This window comes from Myxococcus hansupus (assembly GCF_000280925.3).
GTDB lineage: Bacteria > Myxococcota > Myxococcia > Myxococcales > Myxococcaceae > Myxococcus > Myxococcus hansupus.
Window position 1 is genome coordinate 5,581,095 of record NZ_CP012109.1, and the last position, 18,997, is coordinate 5,600,091.

Below are 18,997 nucleotides of genomic sequence, written 5' to 3' on the forward strand. Positions count from 1 at the left end.
TTGTCAACGCGGCCCAGGGAATGCAAAGCCGCATACCGTCATGGCCACCCATCGCAAGTCCCGCCCGCCCTCGCGGTCGGCCCCGAAGAAGTCCAGTGCCCCGTCCGGGAAGAAACCCGCCCCCTCCGAGCGCGGCGAACGTCCGCTGCGTGAGGACCTGGTCCTCCAGGCCTGCCTGGAGGCCTACGGCTCGGTCCGGCACGAGGGCCGCATGGCGGACCGGGCGCTGGACTTCACCCTGCGCCGCAAGGCCAACCTCTACTCCAACGAGCGCCGCGCGGTGGCCGAGCGCGTCTACGGCCTGCTGCGCCGTCAGCGCACCGTGGACTTCCTGCTGTCGCGCGCGCACCCGCGCTTCGACGCGCTGGACACCTCGCGCCAGGACGTCCTCCGCATCGCCGCCTCGCGCGTCCTCTATGGCGAGCCCCACGGCCTGGTCGCCCGGCAGTTCGCCCTCGCGCCCCCGGATGCCGCGGCCCTGGGCACCCTGCCGGAAGCCGCCGCCCTGCTGGAGACGCTGCCGCCCCGGGAGCACTTCCCCATCGCCGCGTCGCTGCCGGACTTCCTCGCCGACCGCTTCCTGGCGACCTTCGGCCGGGACGCCGCGCGCGCCGCGGAGGCGATGAACGAACGCGCCCCCCTGGTCGCCCGCACCAACCTGCTCAAGGGTGACCGCGAAACGCTGATGCAGCGGCTGCGCGCCGAATCGGTGGACGTGAAGCCCACGCCCCTGTCCCCCATGGGCCTGGTGCTGGAGACGCGCATCAACGCCTTCTCGCTGGCGAGCTTCCGCGAAGGGCTGATGGAGCTCCAGGACGAGGGCAGCCAGTTGCTCGGCATGCTGGTGGATGCGCCGCCCACGCGCGTGGTGGACGCGTGCGCGGGCGCGGGCGGCAAGACGTTGCAGTTGGCCGCGCAGATGAAGAACCGGGGCGACCTGCACGCCCTGGACGTGGATGAGCGGCGCATGGAGGATTTGAAGAAGCGCGCGCGCCGCGCGGGCGTCCACAACACGCGCGCCCAGCTCATCCCGCTCGAGGGCCCGGAGGCCGAGGACGCGCTGGCGCCCCTCAAGGACAAGGCGGACCGCGTGCTGGTGGACGCACCGTGCAGCGGCACCGGCACCTTCCGCCGCAAGCCCGACGCGCGCTACCGCCTCACGCCCGCGGACCTGGAGATGCATGTCAGCCGGCAGAAGGCCCTGCTGGCGCGCTTCGCCACCATGGTGAAGCCCGGTGGCCGGCTCATCTACGGCACCTGCAGCGTGCTCCGGGAGGAGAACGAGAACGTGGTGGAGGACTTCCTCGCCAAGCACCCGGATTTCTCGGTGAAGCCCGTGGTCGAGCTGCTGGGCCCCGAGCTGGGCGAGAAGGTGGGCCCCGGTCCCTTCCTGCGCCTGGCGCCGCATACGCACGGAACGGACGGCTTCTTCGGCGCGGTCCTCGTCCGGGCGAAGTAGCCTGGGCCTGGGGGGGAGAGAGACATCGCTCATGCACCCTGCCGTCCGCTACCGCGTCTCCATGCCCCGTCCGCACTCGCACCTCCTGGAGGTGGAGGCCTCTTTTCCCGGAGGCCCCGAGACGGTCGATGCCGTGCTGCCGGTGTGGACGCCGGGCAGCTACATGGTGCGCGAGTTCGCCCGGCAGGTGCAGGACGTCACGGCGCACGCACCGGACGGCTCGCCGCTGCCGGTGCGGCGCACGGACAAGCGGACCTGGCGGGTGGAGGCGCAGGGGCTCGCCGTCACGCTGCGCTACCGCGTCTACGCCAACGAGCTGACGGTGCGCACCAACCACCTGGACGGCTCCCACGCGTACTTCAACGGCGCCGCCACGTTCCTCTACACGGAGGCCACGCGAACGCTGGAGCACCACGTCGCTGTGGACGCGCCGAAGGGCTGGAGGGCGTTCTGCGCGCTGGGCCAGCGAGAAGACGCCTTCATCGCGCGGGACTACGACGAGCTGGTGGACAGCCCCTTCGAGGTGGGGCCCCACACGCCGCTCACCTTCAGCGTGGAGGGCGTGCCCCACGAGGTCGTCGTCTGGGGCGACACCGTGCAGGAACCGGAGCGGCTGTGCGCGGAGCTCCAGCGCATCTGTGAGTGCCAGGCCCGCGTGTTCGGCGGGCTGCCGATGCCGCGCTACCTCATCCTGCTGTACCTGACGGACCGGGGCCGCGGCGGCCTGGAGCACAAGGCAAGCACCGCCCTGCTCTTTCCACGGGCCGGGCTCTCCACGGGCCGCGGCTGGGAGGACCTGCTCACCCTGGTGGCGCACGAGTACTTCCACCTGTGGTTCATCAAGCGGGTGAAGCCGCGCGCGCTGGTGCCCTTCGACTACGCCCAGGAGAACTACACCACGCTCTTGTGGGCCTTCGAGGGTGCCACCGCGTACTACGACAACCTCTTCGTGCGCCGCGCGGGGTTGATGTCCGCGCAGCGCTACCTCACGCGCCTGGGCGAGACGCTCACCCTGCTGCGCGCCACGCCGGGGCGCCGGGTGCAGACGTTGTCAGAGGCCTCGCTCGTGAGCTGGGTGAAGCACTACCGCCCGGACGAGAACTCTCCCAACAGCGCCATCTCCTACTACCTCAAGGGCGAAATCGTCTCCGCGCTGCTGGACCTGGAGATTCGCCGCGCCACCCGCGACGCCCGAAGCCTGGACGACGTCGTGCGCGTGTTGTGGGAACGCCACGGCGACGGCTCCGGCGTCCCCGAGGAAGGGGTGGAGGCCGCGGCGAGCGAGGTGGCGGGCGTGGACCTCACGCCCTTCTTCGACCGGGCCCTGCGCACCACGGAGGACCTGGACTACTCCGTCTTCGCGCACGTGGGTCTGGAGGTGGGCTCACGCATGCGAGAGTCCATCAGCGACAAGGGGGGCACACCGCCACGAGGCCGAACGGGCGAAGGCCGGCCCAAGGGATGGCTGGGCGTCACCACCCGGGCGAACGGCACCATCTCCGTGGTGCAGGAAGGTTCACCCGCCCAGGACGCGGGCCTCTACGTGGAGGACGAGCTCGTCGCCCTGGAAGGCTGGCGGGTGGACGGCAACGGCCTGCTCGGGCGGTGCGAGGACCGCAGGCCCGGGGAGACGGTGCGGCTGACGGTGTTCCGCAGGGACCGGCTGCTGGACATCCCCGTGGTGCTGGGAACGAAGCCGGCCGAGGCGGCCTGGCTGGCGCGCGTGGAGAACCCCACCGACGCCCAGAAGGCGGCATACCAGGCGTGGCTCGGGGCCCCCTGGGAGGACGCCCCCGGACAGGCGTAGGCTTCCAGGAGCATGCACCCCACGCCGAGCAACGTCGTCCCACTGGAGTCGACGCTGCCCTCCTGCCAGCACCACCGCTCCGCACACGCGGGATGGCGCTGCACGGCCTGCGAGGCGACGCTCTGCCCCCGCTGCGTCGTGGGACGCCGGGCCCAGACGGTCCTGCTGGTGGCGTGCGCCCACTGTGGCGACGCCGCCGAGCCCCTCCTCACCCACCGCGCCCGGGTGCCGCTGACACAGCGGCTGAGGCCCGCGTGGCGCTACGTCTTCTCCGCGTCGGGCCTGCAGGTGCTGGCCGGCGTCAGCCTCACCCTGACGGTGCTGGGGTGGCTGACGGACATGACCATCCTCTTCCTCAAGCCCGTCTCCCTGGTCATCTACGGGAGCGTCTTCTGGGCCACCTTCTACAAGCTGGCGCGGGAGTCCGCCCGCGGTGAGCGCGAGCTGAGCCCGCCGGACTTCCACCACTTCATCGAAGACGGCGTCGTCCCCGGCCTCCGGGGCGTCGCGACCTTCGCCCTCCCGTGGATCCCCGCGTTCATCTACGCCACGCTGCGCTATCCCCTCCTCCTGGAAGTCTTCGAAGGCACGACGATTCACGCGGCGCGGCTGGCCCGCTTCGCGAGCATGGCGCTGCTGGACCCACTGATGTGGGGACTCATCCTGCTCGCGCTCGTGTGGCTCCCCGCGGTGCTCCTGCTCACCGCGGCGGGGCACTCCATCGACTCCCTGCTCAACCTTCCCGGCACGGTGCGGCGCATGCGGAGGCTGGGGCGCGACTACGTGCTGTTCGGCGCGGTGTTGGGCGCCCTGGGCGGGGCGCACCTGCTGGCCCTGGGGCTCGCCACCGGGCTGCGCTGGATGGACGTCTTCCTCGTGTCGCGCCTGCTGTCGGAGGGCCTCACGCTCATCGTCCCCTTCACGGCCGCCCACGTCCTGGGCCTGGTGCTCCACACCCGCGGAGACGCGCTGGGCCACGGCCTGGACCACGAGTACCTGGAGCCGGTGCTCGGCGACACGCCACCGGAGCAGCAAGCGGCGCCGCTGCACGAGGACGCGCCGTTTTCCTCCGCGAGCGAAGGTGTGTCCTTCGTGGAGGTCCAAACTCCCATGCAGCGCGCCGCGAGCGACGCACTCGCGGCGTTGGGGGCGGCCGTCGAGGCACGCGACCTTCCGCTCGCGATGTCGCTGTATGCCGCCTTGCGGCAGCAGCCGCAGGTGCGTGTGCCTCCAGCGCACCACCTGTTCATCGGTCAGGCCGCGGCAGTGGAAGGAAATTTCCCACTGGCGGTACACGCGTTGGAATCCGCGGCGGATGTGGCACCGGAAGACCCCACCGCGCCCCGCGCATTGGTCATCCTGGCGCGTGTGTTGGGCGAACGGATGCAGGACGCCCCACGCGCGGAAGAAGTCTACCGCTATGTGCTCCACCGCTACCCAGACACGGCAGCGGCGCGCTACGCACGCGAGCGCGTAACAACGTCTTCCGACTGATACAGACGTTGCCGTGCTCGAACGCCAGCATCACCCTTTCCGACATGGTTCGCGCTCGCTGGGTTTCGTGGCTCCTGGGTATCAGTCTCCTCGCGGCATGTGATCAGGCGCCGCGGGTTCAACGCGCGGTCGATGACTGCGAAGCCGAATTGGTATCGCTCAAGGTGGAGGTGCTGTCCGCGGACGGCGCGCGCATCCGCGGAGCGACCGTCACCGGCACCAACGTGACGTCCAACATCAGCATCACCGGCGTCACGGATGGACAGGGCGTCAGCACCGCCATCAACGAATCGCTCGCGCCCAGCCCGGTGCGTGTCGTGGCCACGGCGGGCTCCAAGGTGTCCCCGGCCCACCAGGTGGAATGGCAGTGTGACGGTTGCAACTGTCAGCCCGAGCCCTCGACGCTGGAGCTGCGGCTCAATCCGTAACACCCGCCAAAGCGGCCGCAGCCACGGCTTCCTGGATTCCGCAGGACGAACGCCGGGGAGGTTGTGCTGCACCCGCCCCATGGAGTACGGCTGGTGTCATGCGTGACGCTCGTCAGCCTGCCCCGCGTTGGGTCCACCCTGCTTCCAGGGAGGCCTCCCTGTCGGCTTCCTCCATGCACGGGACTCCGGGGACGTGTTGCCGCTGTTCGCGCGTTCCCTCCCCAGGGAGTCCTATCGGCGCACGTTCCAGGTAGGCCCGGGCCCCGTCATGTCCGCCGAATCCGTGGAACAGTTGCTCCAGCGCCCGTTGTCCGAGCTGACCGCGCGCTTCGTCACCCAGGCGAACCCCGTCCCCGCTGGCCTCTTGGAAGCGCTGGACGCAGACAGCCGGAGTGGAGCCCAGGCGCTGGCCCGGCGCATCCGCTCCCGGCAGGAGAAGAACCGCGCGGAGGGACAGCGCCTGCGCCGCCTGCTCCGCTACGAGACGGAGCTGTGGGAGCAAGGCGCCACGCACATCGCCGGCGTGGACGAGGCCGGCATGGCCCCGCTCGCGGGCCCGGTGGTCGCCGCCGCGGCCGTGCTGCCCCGAGGCTTCCGCCTCAAGGGGCTCGACGACTCGAAGAAGATTCTCGACGCCGACAAGCGCGAGGCCCTGGCCGTCGTCATCAAGCAGGAAGCGGTGGCGTGGGCCGTGGGCCGCGCGGAGGTCGAGGAGATCGACCGCATCAACATCTACCACGCGGGGCTGCTGGCCATGCGCCGCGCCGTGGAAGGGCTCTCGGTGAAGCCCGACCACCTGCTGGTGGACGCGCGGACGGTGCCCGAGTGCTCGATACCGCAGCAGGGCATCATCAAGGGTGACGCGCTGTCGCTGAGCATCGCCGCGGCCTCCATCCTGGCGAAGACGACGCGCGACCGCTGGATGGCGGAGCTGGACGCGCAGTACCCGGGCTACGGGCTCGCCGCGCACAAGGGCTACCCGACGCCGCTTCATCTCCAGACGCTGCGAGAGAAGGGGGTGCTCCCCATCCACCGCCGCAGCTTCGCGCCCGTGCGCGAGGCCCTGGGGCGGCCCACGGGCGCGGCCCCTTCCGCCGCGCAAGCCGAGCTGTTCCCCCTGGCCGCGTCCCGGACGGCGGTGAAGTCATGAGCGCGGACCGGGACATCGACGAGTGGATGGCCACGCGCGGCATCACCCTGCCCGAGGTCCGCGTGCGCGCCCGCGCGGTGCTGGAAGCGGCCGGCCTCACCCGCGCGGGCAAGCAGCGGATGAGCGAGCCGAAGCTGCTCAAGGCGGCCGACCTCCTGACGGAGCGCTTCTTCCCGGTGTGCGCGGAGGCCGCGTGCCTCAAGGTGGCGCAGGCCAGCGGCCGCGAGCCCTTGCGCGTGGAGCCCCGGCTGCACTGCGAGCGCTGCGGAGGCTCGGCCAATCGCCGCGCCGAGACGGCCTTCGTGGAGTCCTGCCAGCGCTACGGCGTGCGCCGCGTGGTGGTGGTGGGCGGCTCCCCCGCGGTGCGCGAGGAGTTGGAGGCGAAGCTCGGCCACCAGATTGACCTGCGCATGGTGGACGGCACGGAGCGCCGCACGGCGGACCGCGCGCGCAGTGACCTGGACTGGGCGGACCTGGTGCTGGTGTGGGGCGCCACGGAGCTGCACCACAAGGTCAGCGGCCACTACACGCACGGCGGACCGGCCTACAGCCGCAAGGTGGTGCACGTGGTGAAGCGGGGCGTGGCCGCCCTGCTGGAAGAAGGCATCACCCACCTGGAACGGACGCGCTGAGTGCTGGACTCGGGCGCCGCCCCGGGGCGACGCTCGAGTCCATGACAACCCAGTTCATCCTGCTCCGCCACGGAGAGACGGAGTGGAACTCCCTGGGGCGGCTCCAGGGCCATCAGGACAGCGACCTCAGCGGCGTGGGGCTCAAGCAGGCGGATGCCCTGGCCGCGCGACTGGCGCCGGAGTCCTTCTCCGCGCTGTACAGCAGTGATTTGGGCCGGGCGCGGGAGACGGCGCGGCGCATCGCCGTGCGCACCGGCCACGCCGTGCTGCCCGACAGCCGCCTGCGTGAACGGGGCCTGGGCATCCTCGAGGGCCTCACCCGGGAAGAGGCGAGGCAGCGGCACCCGGACGTCTTCGCCGCGTACTCCGGGGGCGCGCCCGACTACGTGGTTCCCGGCGGCGAGAGCACCGCCCAGCGGCTGCGCCACGCGGTGGAGTGCCTGGAGGAGCTGGGCGCGCGCCACCGGGGCGAGCGGTTGGTGGTGGTGACCCATGGAGGCGTGCTCAGCCTCCTGTTCCGCCACAGCCTGGGGATTCCCCCCTCGGCGCCGCGCACCTTCTCCGTGCTCAACGCCGGGTGGAACCAGTTCGACTACCACGAGGGCACCTGGCGGCTCGTCACGTGGGGAGACGTCACCCACCTGCGCGCCACCAGCCTCGATGACACCTGAGCGGGGCTAGAGCTCCGCCTGCGCGCGGCCGTCATGGCGGGCCGCGCGGGTCGCCGAGGGCCGGACCTCCACCTCCGCCCGGGCCTCGTCCATGGCATCACAGACGCCGGCCGCGGCCCGCTGCACCTGCTCCAGCGTGTGCGCGGACATCACCTGCATGCGGAAGCGCGACTCGCGCAGACGGACGGCCGGGTACTCCACCAGGTTGGCGAAGATGTCGCGCTCGAACAGCTTCTTCGCGGCCAGCCGCGCCACCTTCGCGTCGCCCACCTGCACGGGCACGACGTTGGACGGCTCGCCCAGGCACTTCACGCCCCGGGCCTGGAACGCGGCGCGCAGCGCCAGGCTGTTCTCCTGGGCCTTCGCGCGCAGCGCCGCGCCCTCTTCCGAGCGGACGATGCGCAGCGACTCCAGCACCACCGCGGCCTGCATGGGCAGCAGCGCGTTGGAGAAGATGTGCGGCCCGCCCATGATGCGGATGAACTGCCGCACGGACGGCGAGCGCGTGGCCACGAAGCCGCCATTGGTCGCGAACGTCTTCGAGAAGGCGCCCATCACCAGGTCCACCTTCCCCAGCATCTCCTGCAGGCCCAGGCTCCCCGTGCCCTGCGGCCCCAGCGCGCCCAGGTCGTGGGCCACGTCCACCAGCAGCGTCGCGCCGAACTCGTGACAGATGGCCTGGAGCTCCTCCAGCCGAGGCACGTCCGAGTCCATGGAGAACAGGCCCTCGGTGACGACGAGCACCCCGTTGCGCGTATCCCGGGCGCGAATCTCCTGGAGCTTGCGCTTCATCGCGCGGTTGTTGAGGTGCGGCACGCGGCTCACGTTCGGCGTCGCCGCGGCGGCGCCCTGCTGGAGGCACGCGTGCGACAGCGCGTCGAGCACCACGTGGTCATCCGGACGCACCAGCCCGACAATGACACCAAAGCCCGCGCCCCACCCCGTGGAGAACAGCGCGACGTGCGGCATCTGCAGATGCTCCGCGAGTGCCTTCTCCAACATCAGCGCCGGCGTCGTGTTGCCCCCCAGCATCGCCGAGCCCGCGCTGTGCAAACCGTAGTCTTGGATGGCCCGCTGGGCCGCCTCCATCACCGCGGGATGCGTGGACAACGAGAGGTAGTCTTGAGAGCCGAAGTTCAGCCCCTGGCGCGCCGTCCCCGTCTCACTGCGAACACCACACTCCGGCGTCGGTGCCGACTCCAGGCTGCGCGAATACGGCCACAACCCCGCCTGGCGCCGAGACTCCTGCCACTCGAAAAACGGCTCCGTCCGACCCAACAGGTCCGGCCCCGTGGGGTGGGAATAGTGGGAGATGAAATGGGTGAAGAGCGGTGAATCGAGTTCAGCTCGGAAATCCATGAAGCACGTCCAGGGGGGAAGGTCGCGCTGCCACTGAGAGGCGCGGCACTCGGGAGGGGGAGTGCCACATTTAATGCCTCTGCATCTTTTCAGTGTCAACCCGCCTACCTTGACGTTCCCGCTGTATTCGTTTGTTGCGATTCAACCGGATGCACTGCGTAGGATGAAACAGGCGCGAAACACCCAGGTAAACAAGCTTTACCCGGGTCAATTGCGACAAATCCGGGTCTTTCACACCAGGGCAGAGGTTGTTTCACCCAACGACTGCCCTGGAGTGCGAAAGACTGTCCATCACTCGTCGTTCTGCCGCAGCGCCGCGAGGACGTTGAGGTCTTCCAGGGTGGTGGTGTCCCCGGAGGCTTGCTTGCCTGCCGCCACGTCGCGCAGCAGCCGCCGCATGATCTTCCCCGAGCGCGTCTTGGGCAGCGCCTCCGCGAAGCGGATTTCGTCCGGGCGGGCGATGGCGCCAATCTCCTTGCCCACGTGGACAGCCAGCGTCTTCTTCAACGCATCGGACGGCGGGTTGCCCTGCTTGAGGGTGACGAAGGCCACCAGCGCGGTGCCCTTCAAGTCATCCGGGCGGCCCACGACGGCGGCCTCGGCGACGGAGGCATGCGCCACCAACGCGCTCTCCACCTCCGCGGTGCCCAGCCGGTGGCCAGCGACGTTGACCACGTCATCCACGCGGCCCATCAGCCAGATGTAGCCCTCCGCGTCCGTACGCGCGCCATCGCCGGTGAAGTACATGCCGGGAAGCTCGTTGAAGTACGTGCGCACGTAACGGTCCGGGTCGCCGTACACGGTGCGGAGCATGGACGGCCAGGGGCGCGTGATGAAGAGCAGCCCGCCCTGCCCTCGCGGCACCTTGTTGCCTTCGCGGTCCAGAATCTCCGCGTGGATGCCCGGCAGCGGCAGCGTGGCCGAGCCCGGCTTGGTCGGCGTGGCCCCGGGCAGCGGTGACACCATGATGCCGCCCGTCTCCGTCTGCCACCACGTGTCCACCACGGGGCAACGCCCGCCACCGATGACGTCGCGGTACCACATCCACGCCTCGGGGTTGATGGGCTCGCCCACGCTGCCCAGCAGGCGCAGCGAGGACAGGTCATGCTTGCGCACGGGCTCCTCCCCCAGGCGCATGAAGGCGCGAATGGCGGTGGGCGCGGTGTAGAGGATGGTGGCCTTGTACCGCTCGATGATGTCCCAGAAGCGGTCCGGCCCCGGCTGCGTGGGCGCGCCCTCGTAGATGACGGTGGTGACGCCGTTCATCAGCGGGCCGTAGACGACGTACGTGTGTCCCGTCACCCAACCCACGTCGGCGGTGCACCAGTAGACGTCATCGTCGCGCAGGTCGAACACCCAGCGCGTGGTGAGCGATGCGCCCACGGCGTAGCCACCCGTGGTGTGCAGCACGCCCTTGGGCTTTCCGGTGGAGCCCGACGTGTAGAGGATGAACAGCGGGTGCTCGCTCTCCACCCACTCCGGTTCACACTCCGCGGACTGCGCGCCCACCAGCGTGTCCCACGCGACGAGCTTGGGGCCGGACAGCTCCAACGTGCTGCCCGTGCGGCGGAGCACCACCACCTTCTCCATGCTGGGGATGTTGGCGAGCGCGGCCTCCACGTTCTTCAGCAGCGGCACCACCGCGCCCTTGCGCCAGCCGCCGTCCGCGGTGAGCAGCACCTTCGCGCCCGCGTCCTTCATGCGCTCCTGGAGCGCCTCGGTGGAGAAGCCTCCGAACACCACCGAGTGCACCGCGCCAATGCGCGCGCACGCCAGCATCGCCACCGCGGCCTCGGGAACCATGGGCAGGTAGATGCCCACGCGGTCCCCCTTCCGGACGCCCAGCGACTTGAGCGCGTTGGCCAGCTTGTTCACCTCGGTGGACAGCTCGCCGTACGTGAGGACGCGGCGGTCGCCCGGCTCGCCCTCGAAGAGGATGGCGGGCTTGTCGCGGCGGGTGGCCAGGTGCCGGTCCAGGCAGTTGTAGGCCAGGTTCGTCTTGCCCTCGACGAACCACTTCGCGTGCGGCGGCTTCCAGTCGAGGACCGTCTGGAACGGCTCCTTCCAGTACAGCTCCTCACGGGCGCGGTCGCCCCAGTACGTGTCGGGGTCCTTCGCGGCCTCGTCCCAGAGCTTCTGGTACTGCGCCATGCTCCGGATGTGCGCGCGCTGGGCGAACGCCTCTGGGGGCGGAAAAACCCGTGCTTCCGTCAGGACCGAGTGAATCTCTTGCCGCGAATCCGCCATGCGCTCCTCCAGCGTGGACAATGCCCACCCTGTTCTAGGAACGCGGCGCGCGCGGCTCAACCCTCACTGTCGCAGCGCTTCGACTCCTTGACGGCCTCGTAGCGCATCCACAGCTCGCAGACGCATTCGTCGGGGCGGCGCGTGTCGTAGCGGACCCGCAGCACCCCGTTGAACTGCGTTTCGCACTGCGTCGTACCACTCACGTGGATGTTGACCTGGTCGAGCAGGCACTCCTGGCCATTCACCTCGGCGGAGGCCTTGACCACGCTGCCGTCGAGCGAGAAGTGGTCGCCATCCTCCAGGAAGTAGCCCACGAGGTGGCTGTCCAGGAAGCCGAAGTCCAGGCGCACGACGCGGCCGCTGATTTGAAGCGTGCCGTAGAACTTGTCGCGGTTGGGTTCGAGCAGGCCGCAGTCGTCGCGGAGCACCTCGACGGGCTCGAAGACGTAGTCCCCGGGCTCCTGCTCACGGGGCAGGCAGCCCGCCATGCTCGCCACGAGCAGGACAGCGAGGACACGGAGATGGCGTCTCGGAGTGGACACGGGGCGCACCATACCCCACGGCACGCTTCTATGAAGTGCGAGCATGCGGCAGCGGTTAGACTGGGGGTCATGCCCGAATACCGCAACCCCAAGCCCACCGTGGACTGCATCATCGAGCTTCCCGGTGAACGCATCGTCCTCATCCGGAGGGCGAACCCGCCTGTCGGCTGGGCCCTGCCCGGCGGCTTCGTGGACGAGGGCGAACCGCTGGACACCGCGGCCGTGCGCGAGGTCCTGGAGGAGACGGGGCTGCACGTGAAGCTGTCCGAGCAGTTCTTCACGTATTCGGACCCCAAGCGGGACCCGCGTCAGCACAACATCTCCACCGTCTACATCGGCTCCGCCGAGGGCGAGCCACAGGGCGCCGACGACGCCGCCGAGGCCCGCGCCTTCCGGGTGGACGCGCTGCCCAAGGACCTCTGCTTCGACCACGACACCATCCTGTCCGACTATGTGACGTACAAGCGGACCGGTCAGCGGCGGAAGCTGTAGGAGCGGCGCGGAAGGATGCATTACGCGCTCGTCCTGCTCGCCCTGGGCGGCCTGTTGACCCTCCACGAGCTGGGGCACCTCGTCGCCGCGCGGATGCTCGGTGTGCGGGTGCCTCGCTTCGTGTTCGGCTTCGGCCCGCCGCTGGTGTCGTTCCGCCTGTGGGGGACGCAGTACGTGGTGGCGGCGGTGCCGCTGGGCGCCACGGCGCACCTGCAGGGAATGAATCCGCACCGCGCGGACGCCGAGGAGGCCGCGGGCTACACGTCGCGGGGCCCCCTGCTGCGCATCCTCATCATCCTCGCGGGGCCACTGGCCAACTACGCGGTCGCCCTGGGGGTGCTGTTCGCGCTGTACACGTCGGGCACGCACGTGGTGGTGCCGCTGACGGTGGGCACGGTGCAGCCGGGCTCGGAGGCCGCGCGGGCGCAGTTGCTGCCGGGGGACCGCATCGTGAAGGTCGCGGGCCAGCCGCTGCGGACCTGGTCGGAGTTCGTGGAGAAGGTCGGCGCAGCGCCGGGCGTCCCGCTGGAGCTGTCCGTGGAGCGCGGGGATGCGCCGCGCACGGTGGTGGTGCGGCCCCGGCCGGATGAGCGGGGCACGGGGCGCATCGGCGTGAGCCAGCAGTACGTCTACAAGGCGCACGGCGCGGCGGAGGCGCTGAGCCACTCCTTCACACACACCGTCAACGTGGCGGCCGAGGGCGTGGTGCTGTTGAAGCGGATGATGCGGGGGCTGGTGGAGGACCCGGAGGCGACGAACGCGGGCGCGCTCGTGCGGCAGGAGTCCGCGGATGCGATGGCCTCCGGAACGGATGCGCTCCTGCGCACCCTGGTCGCGGCGTCGGTGGTGCTGGCGCTCCTGACGCTGCTGCCCGTTCCCGGATTGGATGGCGGGCGGATTCTGCTCCTGTTGGTCGAGGCGGCGAGTGGGCGCAGGATTCCTCCGCGCATCGAGACGATGGCGCAGACGGTGGGGTTCCTGGGCATCGCGGTCGCCGTGGTCGTGATGGCCACGGCGGAGATTCGACGCGCGGTGCCCGTGCGGCTGGGGATGGAGGCTTCGCCCGCTCTGGATGCGGGGACACAGGTCGCGATGCCGCCATCATCGGCGGTGCTGGACGCGGGCCCCGCTGCGACACCGGCTCCTGCACCAGCGGCACCGGGCAAAGCAGCGGGCGCGGCGGTCCCTGGCTCGGCGGCGACGCCGCCTGGGCCGAGTGACGCAGGGGCGACGACGACGCCCGGAACGAATGCCGCGGGGACCGCACCCGTCGCGCCCAAGGAGCCGGCCCCTGCCAATGGGGCGCCCGCTCAGGCCACGGACGCCGGCGCTGCGGCGGGTGAATCCGCGCCAGCAGACGCAGGGGCGATAACGCCTCCAGGCGTAGTGCCGACCAGGGGACCGCCAAACGCGACGCAGCTCGGGGCCACAGCGAGCGCTGAATCACCTCCTGACACTGCTGCGGGAACGCATCCAGGCATCTCTGGCGCAACGCCGCTGGACAGTGATGCCGGTACGCCTCCAGGCGCCTCTGGCGCAACGCCTCCGGGCCCAGAAGGCGGAGCGCCTTCGAGTGCCTCTTCTGAAACGCTTCCAGTCACTGCTCGCGAAGCACCTCCAAGCCCTTCCTCCGAGACGCTTCCAGTCACTGCTCGCAAAGCACCTCCGAGCCCTTCTTCCGAAACGCGCCCGGGCCCAGCAGACGGAGCGCCTTCGAGTGCCTCTTCCGACACGCCTCCGGGGACTTCGGCTGGAACACCTTCGGGCACATCCTCCGATACGGCTCGGGGCGCTGCGGCCCCTTGAGCCGTCGGCCCCAGGGACGCCCGCCATCCCCTGACGCACGAACGTTGTCATGGCAGGCGAGGCGCATCCGTCACGCCCCCTGCGCCTTCAGGCCATTTGTCGAAGGCTGTCACGGTTGTTAGAGCGGTGCCTGGCCTGACCAGGCCGTTCTCCACCCCGAGGGAACACGCGAGATGGGCGATACCGCATCCGCAGATGAGTGAGCCGCGGCGACACGACCTCGTTGCCGCGGCCATCTGCCCCAGACCATCCCGGTACCCCGTGGAGAGGCAGAGCGCCGCCAGATGTGCCTCATTTGTGCGGACTCAATCGTGCCTGACTCGAAATCCCTGTCGTGGAATCACGCCCTGCCAGCAGCGCTGTTGCTGATGGCGCCGTTCGACCTCCTGGCCTCACTGGCCATGGACATCTACCTCCCTGTCGTCCCCGCGATGCCCGGCATCCTCGACACCTCGCCGGCCATCATCCAACTCACACTCAGCCTGTACATGGTCGTGCTCGGTCTCGGGCAGATGGTGTTCGGGCCCATCTCGGACCGCATCGGGCGGCGCCGCGTCTTGCTGAGCGGCGCGCTGCTGTTCACCACCGCGTCGTTCCTGCTCGCGAACGCCTCGGGCGCCACGCTGTTCGTTGGGCTGCGGCTCCTGCAAGCCGTGGGCGCCTCCGCGGCCCTCGTCGCCACCTTCGCGACGGTCCGTGACGTCTACGCGGAGCGTCCTGAAAGCGCCGTCATCTACAGCCTCTTCAGCTCGATGCTGGCCTTCGTGCCCGCACTGGGCCCCATCGCGGGAGCGCTGCTCGCGAAGCACTTCGGCTGGCGCGCCATCTTCCTCACGCTCGGCATCCTGGGGCTCCTGGCCCTGCTGCAAGCGCTCCCGAAATGGACCGAGACGCGCCCTGCCCTCGCGACCGCGCCACCAGCGGCGTTCCGGCCCATGCTGCGCAGCACCGCGTTCTGGACGTACACGCTGGGCTTCAGCGCGGCCATGGGTGCCTTCTTCGTGTTCTTCTCGACAGCCCCTCGGGTCCTCATGGGCCAGGCGGGACTCTCGGAGGTTCACTTCAGCCTGGCCTTCGCCACCGCCGCGCTCGTGATGATGGTGACGACGCGCTTCGCGAAGCGTTTCGTGGCCGCCTGGGGATGGGAGGGCAGCCTCGCCCGAGGCATGGCCCTGCTGCTGCTCGGCGCGGTGCTGCTCGTCATCGGGCAAGCCCTCGCGCCCCCATCCATCCTGACGTTCGTCATGCCGATGTGGGTCATCGCGGCGGGAATCGTGTTCACGGTGTCCGTCACCGCGAACGGCGCGCTCCAGGCCTTCGGTGACAGGGCGGGCACCGCGGTCGCGCTCTACTTCTGCATCCAGAGCCTCATCGTCGGCCTCCTCGGGACGCTGGCCATCGTGCTGCTCGATGGGGACACCGCCTGGCCCCTGGCGGGTTACGCGACCTTCATGGCGCTGGTGACGTTGACCTCGCTGAAGGCCCTGCGAAGCGAGCAGCGCCGACCCACGGCGGCCATGCCCGCGGACGGGCCACACACCCCGTAACGGAACGTCCCACATCCACGGCAATCCCGTGGATTCCGGCCGCGCCGAGAGGGAATCCTCCTTCCGGCGCGGCCTCGGGAACCCGAGGAGCCCCCTGGCTGTCCAGAGGGCAACCGGGCGTGCCGAGTCTTTCGGGCAACGTCTCCCGGTCGATGAAGGAGCCGTGAGCCATGCAAGGCCCTATGCTTCCCGCCGCGATGAACACCAAGGCGGGCGGCGGACTCTTCTGTGAGCTGTACTGGGGCGACAACCTGTCCGAGGCGTGGAGCTATGGACCCGAGCAGTCGAGTGTCCACGCCGCGCCGGATGAGACAGCCCTCCTGCCGCTCTACGGCTTCACCCTGCCGGAGGAACCGTTCCTCATCGCGGAACGCACCCCGCAGGGCTGGCGCATCCACCTGCCCCCCGCGGCCCGCGCGGAACGCGCCGTCAAAGGCGACGGCTACGCCGCGCTCCCCGCCGCAGACCTGCGCCAGGACGCGGGGCGCACCTCCGTGGACCTCGCGGAGGGGATGACGCTCCGCCTCTCCGAAGGTCAGCTCTCGCTGCGCATCCAGGCCTCCGTCGTGAAGGACCAGGTCAACCGGCTCCAATGGAAGGACTTCGGCTGGCTGGCCATCGTCAGCATGCTGTTCCTCAGCCTGCCGGTGGGCTTCCTCGTCGCGGGCCCCACGCCGCAGCGCATGGAGGAGTCGAAGGCGCGCGCCATGAAGATGGCGGCCGACAAGGAAGCCGAGCGCCGCAAGTCCATGGGCTTGAACACGCCGCTGCGTCCCCTCACCGAGGAGGAGCTCGGCGCGCAGCAGGACGCGGGCACCGACCTCACCGTCCCCGCGTACCTCCGCGTGCGTTGATTCTCGCCGTCAGGGCCCCAGTCCGACCCAGACCTCGCCATCCTCGAAGAACTCCTTCTTCCAGATGGGCACATCCTGCTTGAGCCGTTCGATGGCGTGCTCGCACCCACGGAACGCTTCCTTCCGGTGCGGAGCCGCCGCGGCGATGACAACCGCCAGCTCGCCGGGGTGCAGCGTGCCCACGCGGTGGATGATGGACAGGCGAACCCCGGGCCACTGCGCCGCGGCCTCCGCGCCAATCTCCGCCAGCTTCTTTTCCGCCATGGGCGCGTAGGCCTCGTACTCCAGCCGCAACACCCGCCGGCCCTTCGTCTGGTTGCGCACGGAGCCGCTGAACGTCACCAGCCCACCGTAGGCCTCGCCGCTGACGGCCTCCACCACCTCATCGAGCCGCAACGGACGGTCCACCACCAGGAACCGCCCTGGCGAGCCGCCCGCCACCGGAGGAATCAGCGCCACCTCCGCGCCCTCGCGCACGGGTGAATCCGGCCCGACGAACTCCTGGTCCACCGCGACGCGAAGATGCGGCAGCAACGGGGCCAGCGCCGGGTGCTTCTCGGTCAGCAGCCGCAGCACGTCCCGCACGTGCGCGCCTTCGGGAACGTCCAAGGCCTCCCGCGCCTGCCCGGTGCGCTCGCGCGCGGCGGCGAAGTAGAGCACGGTGACCCGCGGACTCAACGCGAGGCCTCCTGCGCCGCGCGCAAGGTGACCCGCCCCTTGAGACGGCCGCCGCCCTCCACGGGCGAGAAGTCGAGGAAGCCCGAATCCAGCGGGGTGATCTGGTCGAGCAGCGCGCCGGAGAGCGCCTTCGTCGCGCCGAGCAAGGGGCTCGGCACACCGGGAATGCGCTCCGCCGACCGCAGGTCCGCGCGCAAGCGGCCCAGGTCCACCATGGCCGACACGTGGCCCGAGCTGAACGCCTCGCCGCCGAAACGCTCACGCAGCTCGGTGCTCACGTCACCTTGGGGCCGGCCCTCCAGCGACTCTCCCGCCAGCAGCGTGGCTCGCTGCCCGTGAGCCGCAGCTCCACGGCGTGCTCGCGGAAGCGCGTCCGGTAGATCGTGCCTCCCGCCTCTTGCTGCACGGTGTAGCGGAGCGGCGACGCCTCCAGGTGCTTCTGCACCAGCGCCCGCACGGGCTCCATGGCCGTCAGGCCGGCTTCGACCACGATGGCGCCCTTGAGGTCCGGCCGCTTGTTCCGGATGAAGTTCCGGAAGAACGCCGGGATGTCGAAGTACACGCGCACCACGACGTCGCCACGCAGGGCCTTGAGCAGCGACTCCACGTCCAGCCCCTCCTGCCGCCACGAGGACACCACGCGCTCGCGGCGCGACGAGCCGGGCGCGCCAAAGGCCAGCCGCGCCAACTCCTCGGGAGGAATGGAGAGCTGCGCCGCGGCGACGGGCCCCAGCGTCACGTTCTTGAGCAGCTCGGACGCGGGGGCGCGCGCGCCCTGGAACAGGGGCGTCGACGAGGACAAGAAGCCATCCAACTCCAACCGCTCCGGCATCACCGCCATCGATGCGGCGAACCCGCGCAGCGGGCCGAAGTCCTCACCCTCCGCCTCGCCTCCCTGCGCCCGGGCCGAGAACAGGTACGCGCTGCCGTCCGCCACCTTCGCGCGCAGTTCCCCAAGCAGCGGGTCCGCGGAGATGCCCGCGCCCGTCAGGCCCCGAACCGCTTGGCGGACCACTTCCGCGTCTGGAATGGCGAAGGCCGCCGCCTGGATGGGCTCACCCTCGTCGGGCTCATCGGCCCCACTGTCCGGCACCGCGAGATAGAGATAGCCGCGGTCCTCGAAGAGCAGCATCGGAGGACCGCCGCTCCCGGGCTCCACGACGACGGAGCCGTCGTCCCGTGGCATCACGCCATGCCCGGCGCGCTCCAGCTCGCTGGACACGGCGCTCACGGCCGCGTCGGGCTCGGTGATGCCGAGCAGCGTCACGACGCCCTCGAACTCGGGCAGCAGGAAGAAGCCGAAGCCTTCGTCCGGGTCCACCACGGCGCCAGGCCCGCCCTCCAGGTCCTTGAGCAGCAGCGGAAGCAGCGGCGAGGAAGCCACCATCTCCCGCGCACGCTCCGGCCCCGCGAGCCGCGTGTAGAAGGCCAGCAGGCGGTCCACATGGCCGCGAAGCTGCGGCAGCCACATCACCGTGCGAGCGCTGGCGGGCACGGCGCGAAGCAGCGGCCGAGGCACCACCGTCAACTGAACGCTGCCGACCGCTTCACCGTCATGCAGCGCCCGCACCGTGTAGGTGCCTGGGCGGGCGAAGGCATGCGACACCCAGGGGGCTGTCTGGGCGGCGCTACCGTCGCCCAGCTCCCACGTGACGGAGGAGGCATCCTCCCGCTGCGAGCCGAAGTCCACCGGCACGCCCGCCTCCACCGTCCGGTCCTGCCCCAGGTCCGGCCGCACCACCCGGCGGCAGCCGGAGGCCCAGGGGCCCACGGCGGCCGTCATCAGGAGGAGCGCGAGAAACGGACTCGGGCGGCGCGGAATGAGCGGCAT

General features: G+C 70.4%; 17 protein-coding genes. 11 read left to right on the plus strand and 6 right to left on the minus strand.

Annotated features, from left to right (window positions below):
* The first annotated feature begins 40 nt into the window (after positions 1-40).
* The 7 genes from A176_RS21530 to A176_RS21560 all read left to right on the plus strand — a co-directional run bounded on the left by A176_RS21530 (position 41) and on the right by A176_RS21560 (position 7,641).
* Positions 41-1,459: an RsmB/NOP family class I SAM-dependent RNA methyltransferase gene (locus A176_RS21530; protein WP_002639080.1), complete on the plus strand. Its 1,419-nt coding sequence runs from the start codon at positions 41-43 to the stop codon at positions 1,457-1,459.
* A gap of 31 nt (positions 1,460-1,490) precedes the next feature.
* Positions 1,491-3,266, plus strand: a complete 1,776-nt coding sequence (locus A176_RS21535) for a M61 family metallopeptidase (protein ID WP_002639079.1) — start codon at positions 1,491-1,493, stop codon at positions 3,264-3,266.
* A gap of 12 nt (positions 3,267-3,278) precedes the next feature.
* On the plus strand, positions 3,279-4,760 hold the full coding sequence (locus A176_RS21540; protein WP_002639078.1) for a hypothetical protein: 1,482 nt from the start codon (positions 3,279-3,281) through the stop codon (positions 4,758-4,760).
* Between the two features lie 149 nt (positions 4,761-4,909).
* Positions 4,910-5,188, plus strand: a complete 279-nt coding sequence (locus A176_RS21545) for a carboxypeptidase-like regulatory domain-containing protein (RefSeq protein WP_226993952.1) — start codon at positions 4,910-4,912, stop codon at positions 5,186-5,188.
* Positions 5,189-5,456: 268 nt separating this feature from the next.
* Positions 5,457-6,338: a ribonuclease HII gene (locus A176_RS21550; RefSeq protein WP_044890129.1), complete on the plus strand. Its 882-nt coding sequence runs from the start codon at positions 5,457-5,459 to the stop codon at positions 6,336-6,338.
* Entirely contained in the window at positions 6,335-6,970 is a 636-nt protein-coding gene (locus tag A176_RS21555) for a hypothetical protein (RefSeq protein WP_002639075.1), read from the plus strand. Before A176_RS21550 ends, A176_RS21555 begins: the two co-directional genes overlap by 4 nt.
* A 41-nt stretch (positions 6,971-7,011) precedes the next feature.
* A complete protein-coding gene (locus A176_RS21560; protein ID WP_002639074.1) occupies positions 7,012-7,641 on the plus strand; it encodes a histidine phosphatase family protein in 630 nt (209 codons plus the stop codon).
* Between the two features lie 6 nt (positions 7,642-7,647).
* Here the strand turns inward: A176_RS21560 and A176_RS21565 are convergent, their stop codons facing one another.
* From A176_RS21565 to A176_RS21575, 3 genes are all read right to left on the minus strand, one after another.
* Entirely contained in the window at positions 7,648-9,000 is a 1,353-nt protein-coding gene (locus A176_RS21565; protein ID WP_002639073.1) for an aminotransferase class I/II-fold pyridoxal phosphate-dependent enzyme, read from the minus strand.
* Positions 9,001-9,291: 291 nt separating this feature from the next.
* Positions 9,292-11,247, minus strand: a complete 1,956-nt coding sequence (gene acs / locus A176_RS21570; RefSeq protein WP_193409800.1) for an acetate--CoA ligase — start codon at positions 11,245-11,247, stop codon at positions 9,292-9,294.
* Between the two features lie 56 nt (positions 11,248-11,303).
* Entirely contained in the window at positions 11,304-11,789 is a 486-nt protein-coding gene (locus A176_RS21575) for a hypothetical protein (protein ID WP_226993953.1), read from the minus strand.
* A 69-nt stretch (positions 11,790-11,858) separates the two neighbouring features.
* Here A176_RS21575 and A176_RS21580 point away from each other — a divergent pair, with 69 nt between their 5' ends.
* From A176_RS21580 to A176_RS21595, 4 genes are all read left to right on the plus strand, one after another.
* Positions 11,859-12,281 carry an NUDIX domain-containing protein gene (locus A176_RS21580; RefSeq protein WP_002639070.1) on the plus strand — a complete coding sequence of 141 codons (423 nt, stop codon included), beginning with the start codon at positions 11,859-11,861 and terminating at the stop codon, positions 12,279-12,281.
* 15 nt (positions 12,282-12,296) lie between these two features.
* Positions 12,297-14,087, plus strand: coding sequence for a M50 family metallopeptidase (locus tag A176_RS21585; protein WP_002639069.1), 1,791 nt, complete (start codon positions 12,297-12,299; stop codon positions 14,085-14,087).
* Between the two features lie 284 nt (positions 14,088-14,371).
* Complete coding sequence (gene cml, locus A176_RS21590; RefSeq protein WP_044890050.1) at positions 14,372-15,634, plus strand: CmlA/FloR family chloramphenicol efflux MFS transporter; 1,263 nt, start codon at positions 14,372-14,374, stop codon at positions 15,632-15,634.
* Positions 15,635-15,804: 170 nt separating this feature from the next.
* Entirely contained in the window at positions 15,805-16,488 is a 684-nt protein-coding gene (locus A176_RS21595; protein ID WP_002639067.1) for a hypothetical protein, read from the plus strand.
* 9 nt (positions 16,489-16,497) lie between these two features.
* Here the strand turns inward: A176_RS21595 and moaD are convergent, their stop codons facing one another.
* The 3 genes from moaD to A176_RS21605 are packed head-to-tail and all read right to left on the minus strand — an operon-like array spanning position 16,498 to position 18,997.
* Positions 16,498-17,166, minus strand: a complete 669-nt coding sequence (gene moaD / locus A176_RS40965; protein WP_044890049.1) for a molybdopterin converting factor subunit 1 — start codon at positions 17,164-17,166, stop codon at positions 16,498-16,500.
* Positions 17,163-17,444: a hypothetical protein gene (locus A176_RS41075; RefSeq protein WP_338042772.1), complete on the minus strand. Its 282-nt coding sequence runs from the start codon at positions 17,442-17,444 to the stop codon at positions 17,163-17,165. Before A176_RS41075 ends, moaD begins: the two co-directional genes overlap by 4 nt.
* Complete coding sequence (locus A176_RS21605; protein WP_338042773.1) at positions 17,441-18,997, minus strand: PKD domain-containing protein; 1,557 nt, start codon at positions 18,995-18,997, stop codon at positions 17,441-17,443. The genes A176_RS41075 and A176_RS21605 overlap by 4 nt, the downstream gene beginning before the upstream one ends.

Coding starts and splice junctions, on each gene's coding strand:
- A176_RS21585 (WP_002639069.1), top strand. CDS start 12,297: ATGCATTACGCGCTCGTCCTGCTCGCCCTGGGCGGCCTGTTGACCCTC.
- A176_RS21530 (WP_002639080.1), top strand. CDS start 41: ATGGCCACCCATCGCAAGTCCCGCCCGCCCTCGCGGTCGGCCCCGAAG.
- cml (WP_044890050.1), top strand. CDS start 14,372: ATGTGCCTCATTTGTGCGGACTCAATCGTGCCTGACTCGAAATCCCTG.
- A176_RS21560 (WP_002639074.1), top strand. CDS start 7,012: ATGACAACCCAGTTCATCCTGCTCCGCCACGGAGAGACGGAGTGGAAC.
- A176_RS21550 (WP_044890129.1), top strand. CDS start 5,457: ATGTCCGCCGAATCCGTGGAACAGTTGCTCCAGCGCCCGTTGTCCGAG.
- A176_RS21580 (WP_002639070.1), top strand. CDS start 11,859: ATGCCCGAATACCGCAACCCCAAGCCCACCGTGGACTGCATCATCGAG.
- acs (WP_193409800.1), bottom strand. CDS start 11,247: ATGGCGGATTCGCGGCAAGAGATTCACTCGGTCCTGACGGAAGCACGG.
- A176_RS21535 (WP_002639079.1), top strand. CDS start 1,491: ATGCACCCTGCCGTCCGCTACCGCGTCTCCATGCCCCGTCCGCACTCG.
- A176_RS21540 (WP_002639078.1), top strand. CDS start 3,279: ATGCACCCCACGCCGAGCAACGTCGTCCCACTGGAGTCGACGCTGCCC.
- A176_RS21565 (WP_002639073.1), bottom strand. CDS start 9,000: ATGGATTTCCGAGCTGAACTCGATTCACCGCTCTTCACCCATTTCATC.
- A176_RS21605 (WP_338042773.1), bottom strand. CDS start 18,997: ATGCCGCTCATTCCGCGCCGCCCGAGTCCGTTTCTCGCGCTCCTCCTG.
- A176_RS21555 (WP_002639075.1), top strand. CDS start 6,335: ATGAGCGCGGACCGGGACATCGACGAGTGGATGGCCACGCGCGGCATC.
- A176_RS21595 (WP_002639067.1), top strand. CDS start 15,805: ATGCAAGGCCCTATGCTTCCCGCCGCGATGAACACCAAGGCGGGCGGC.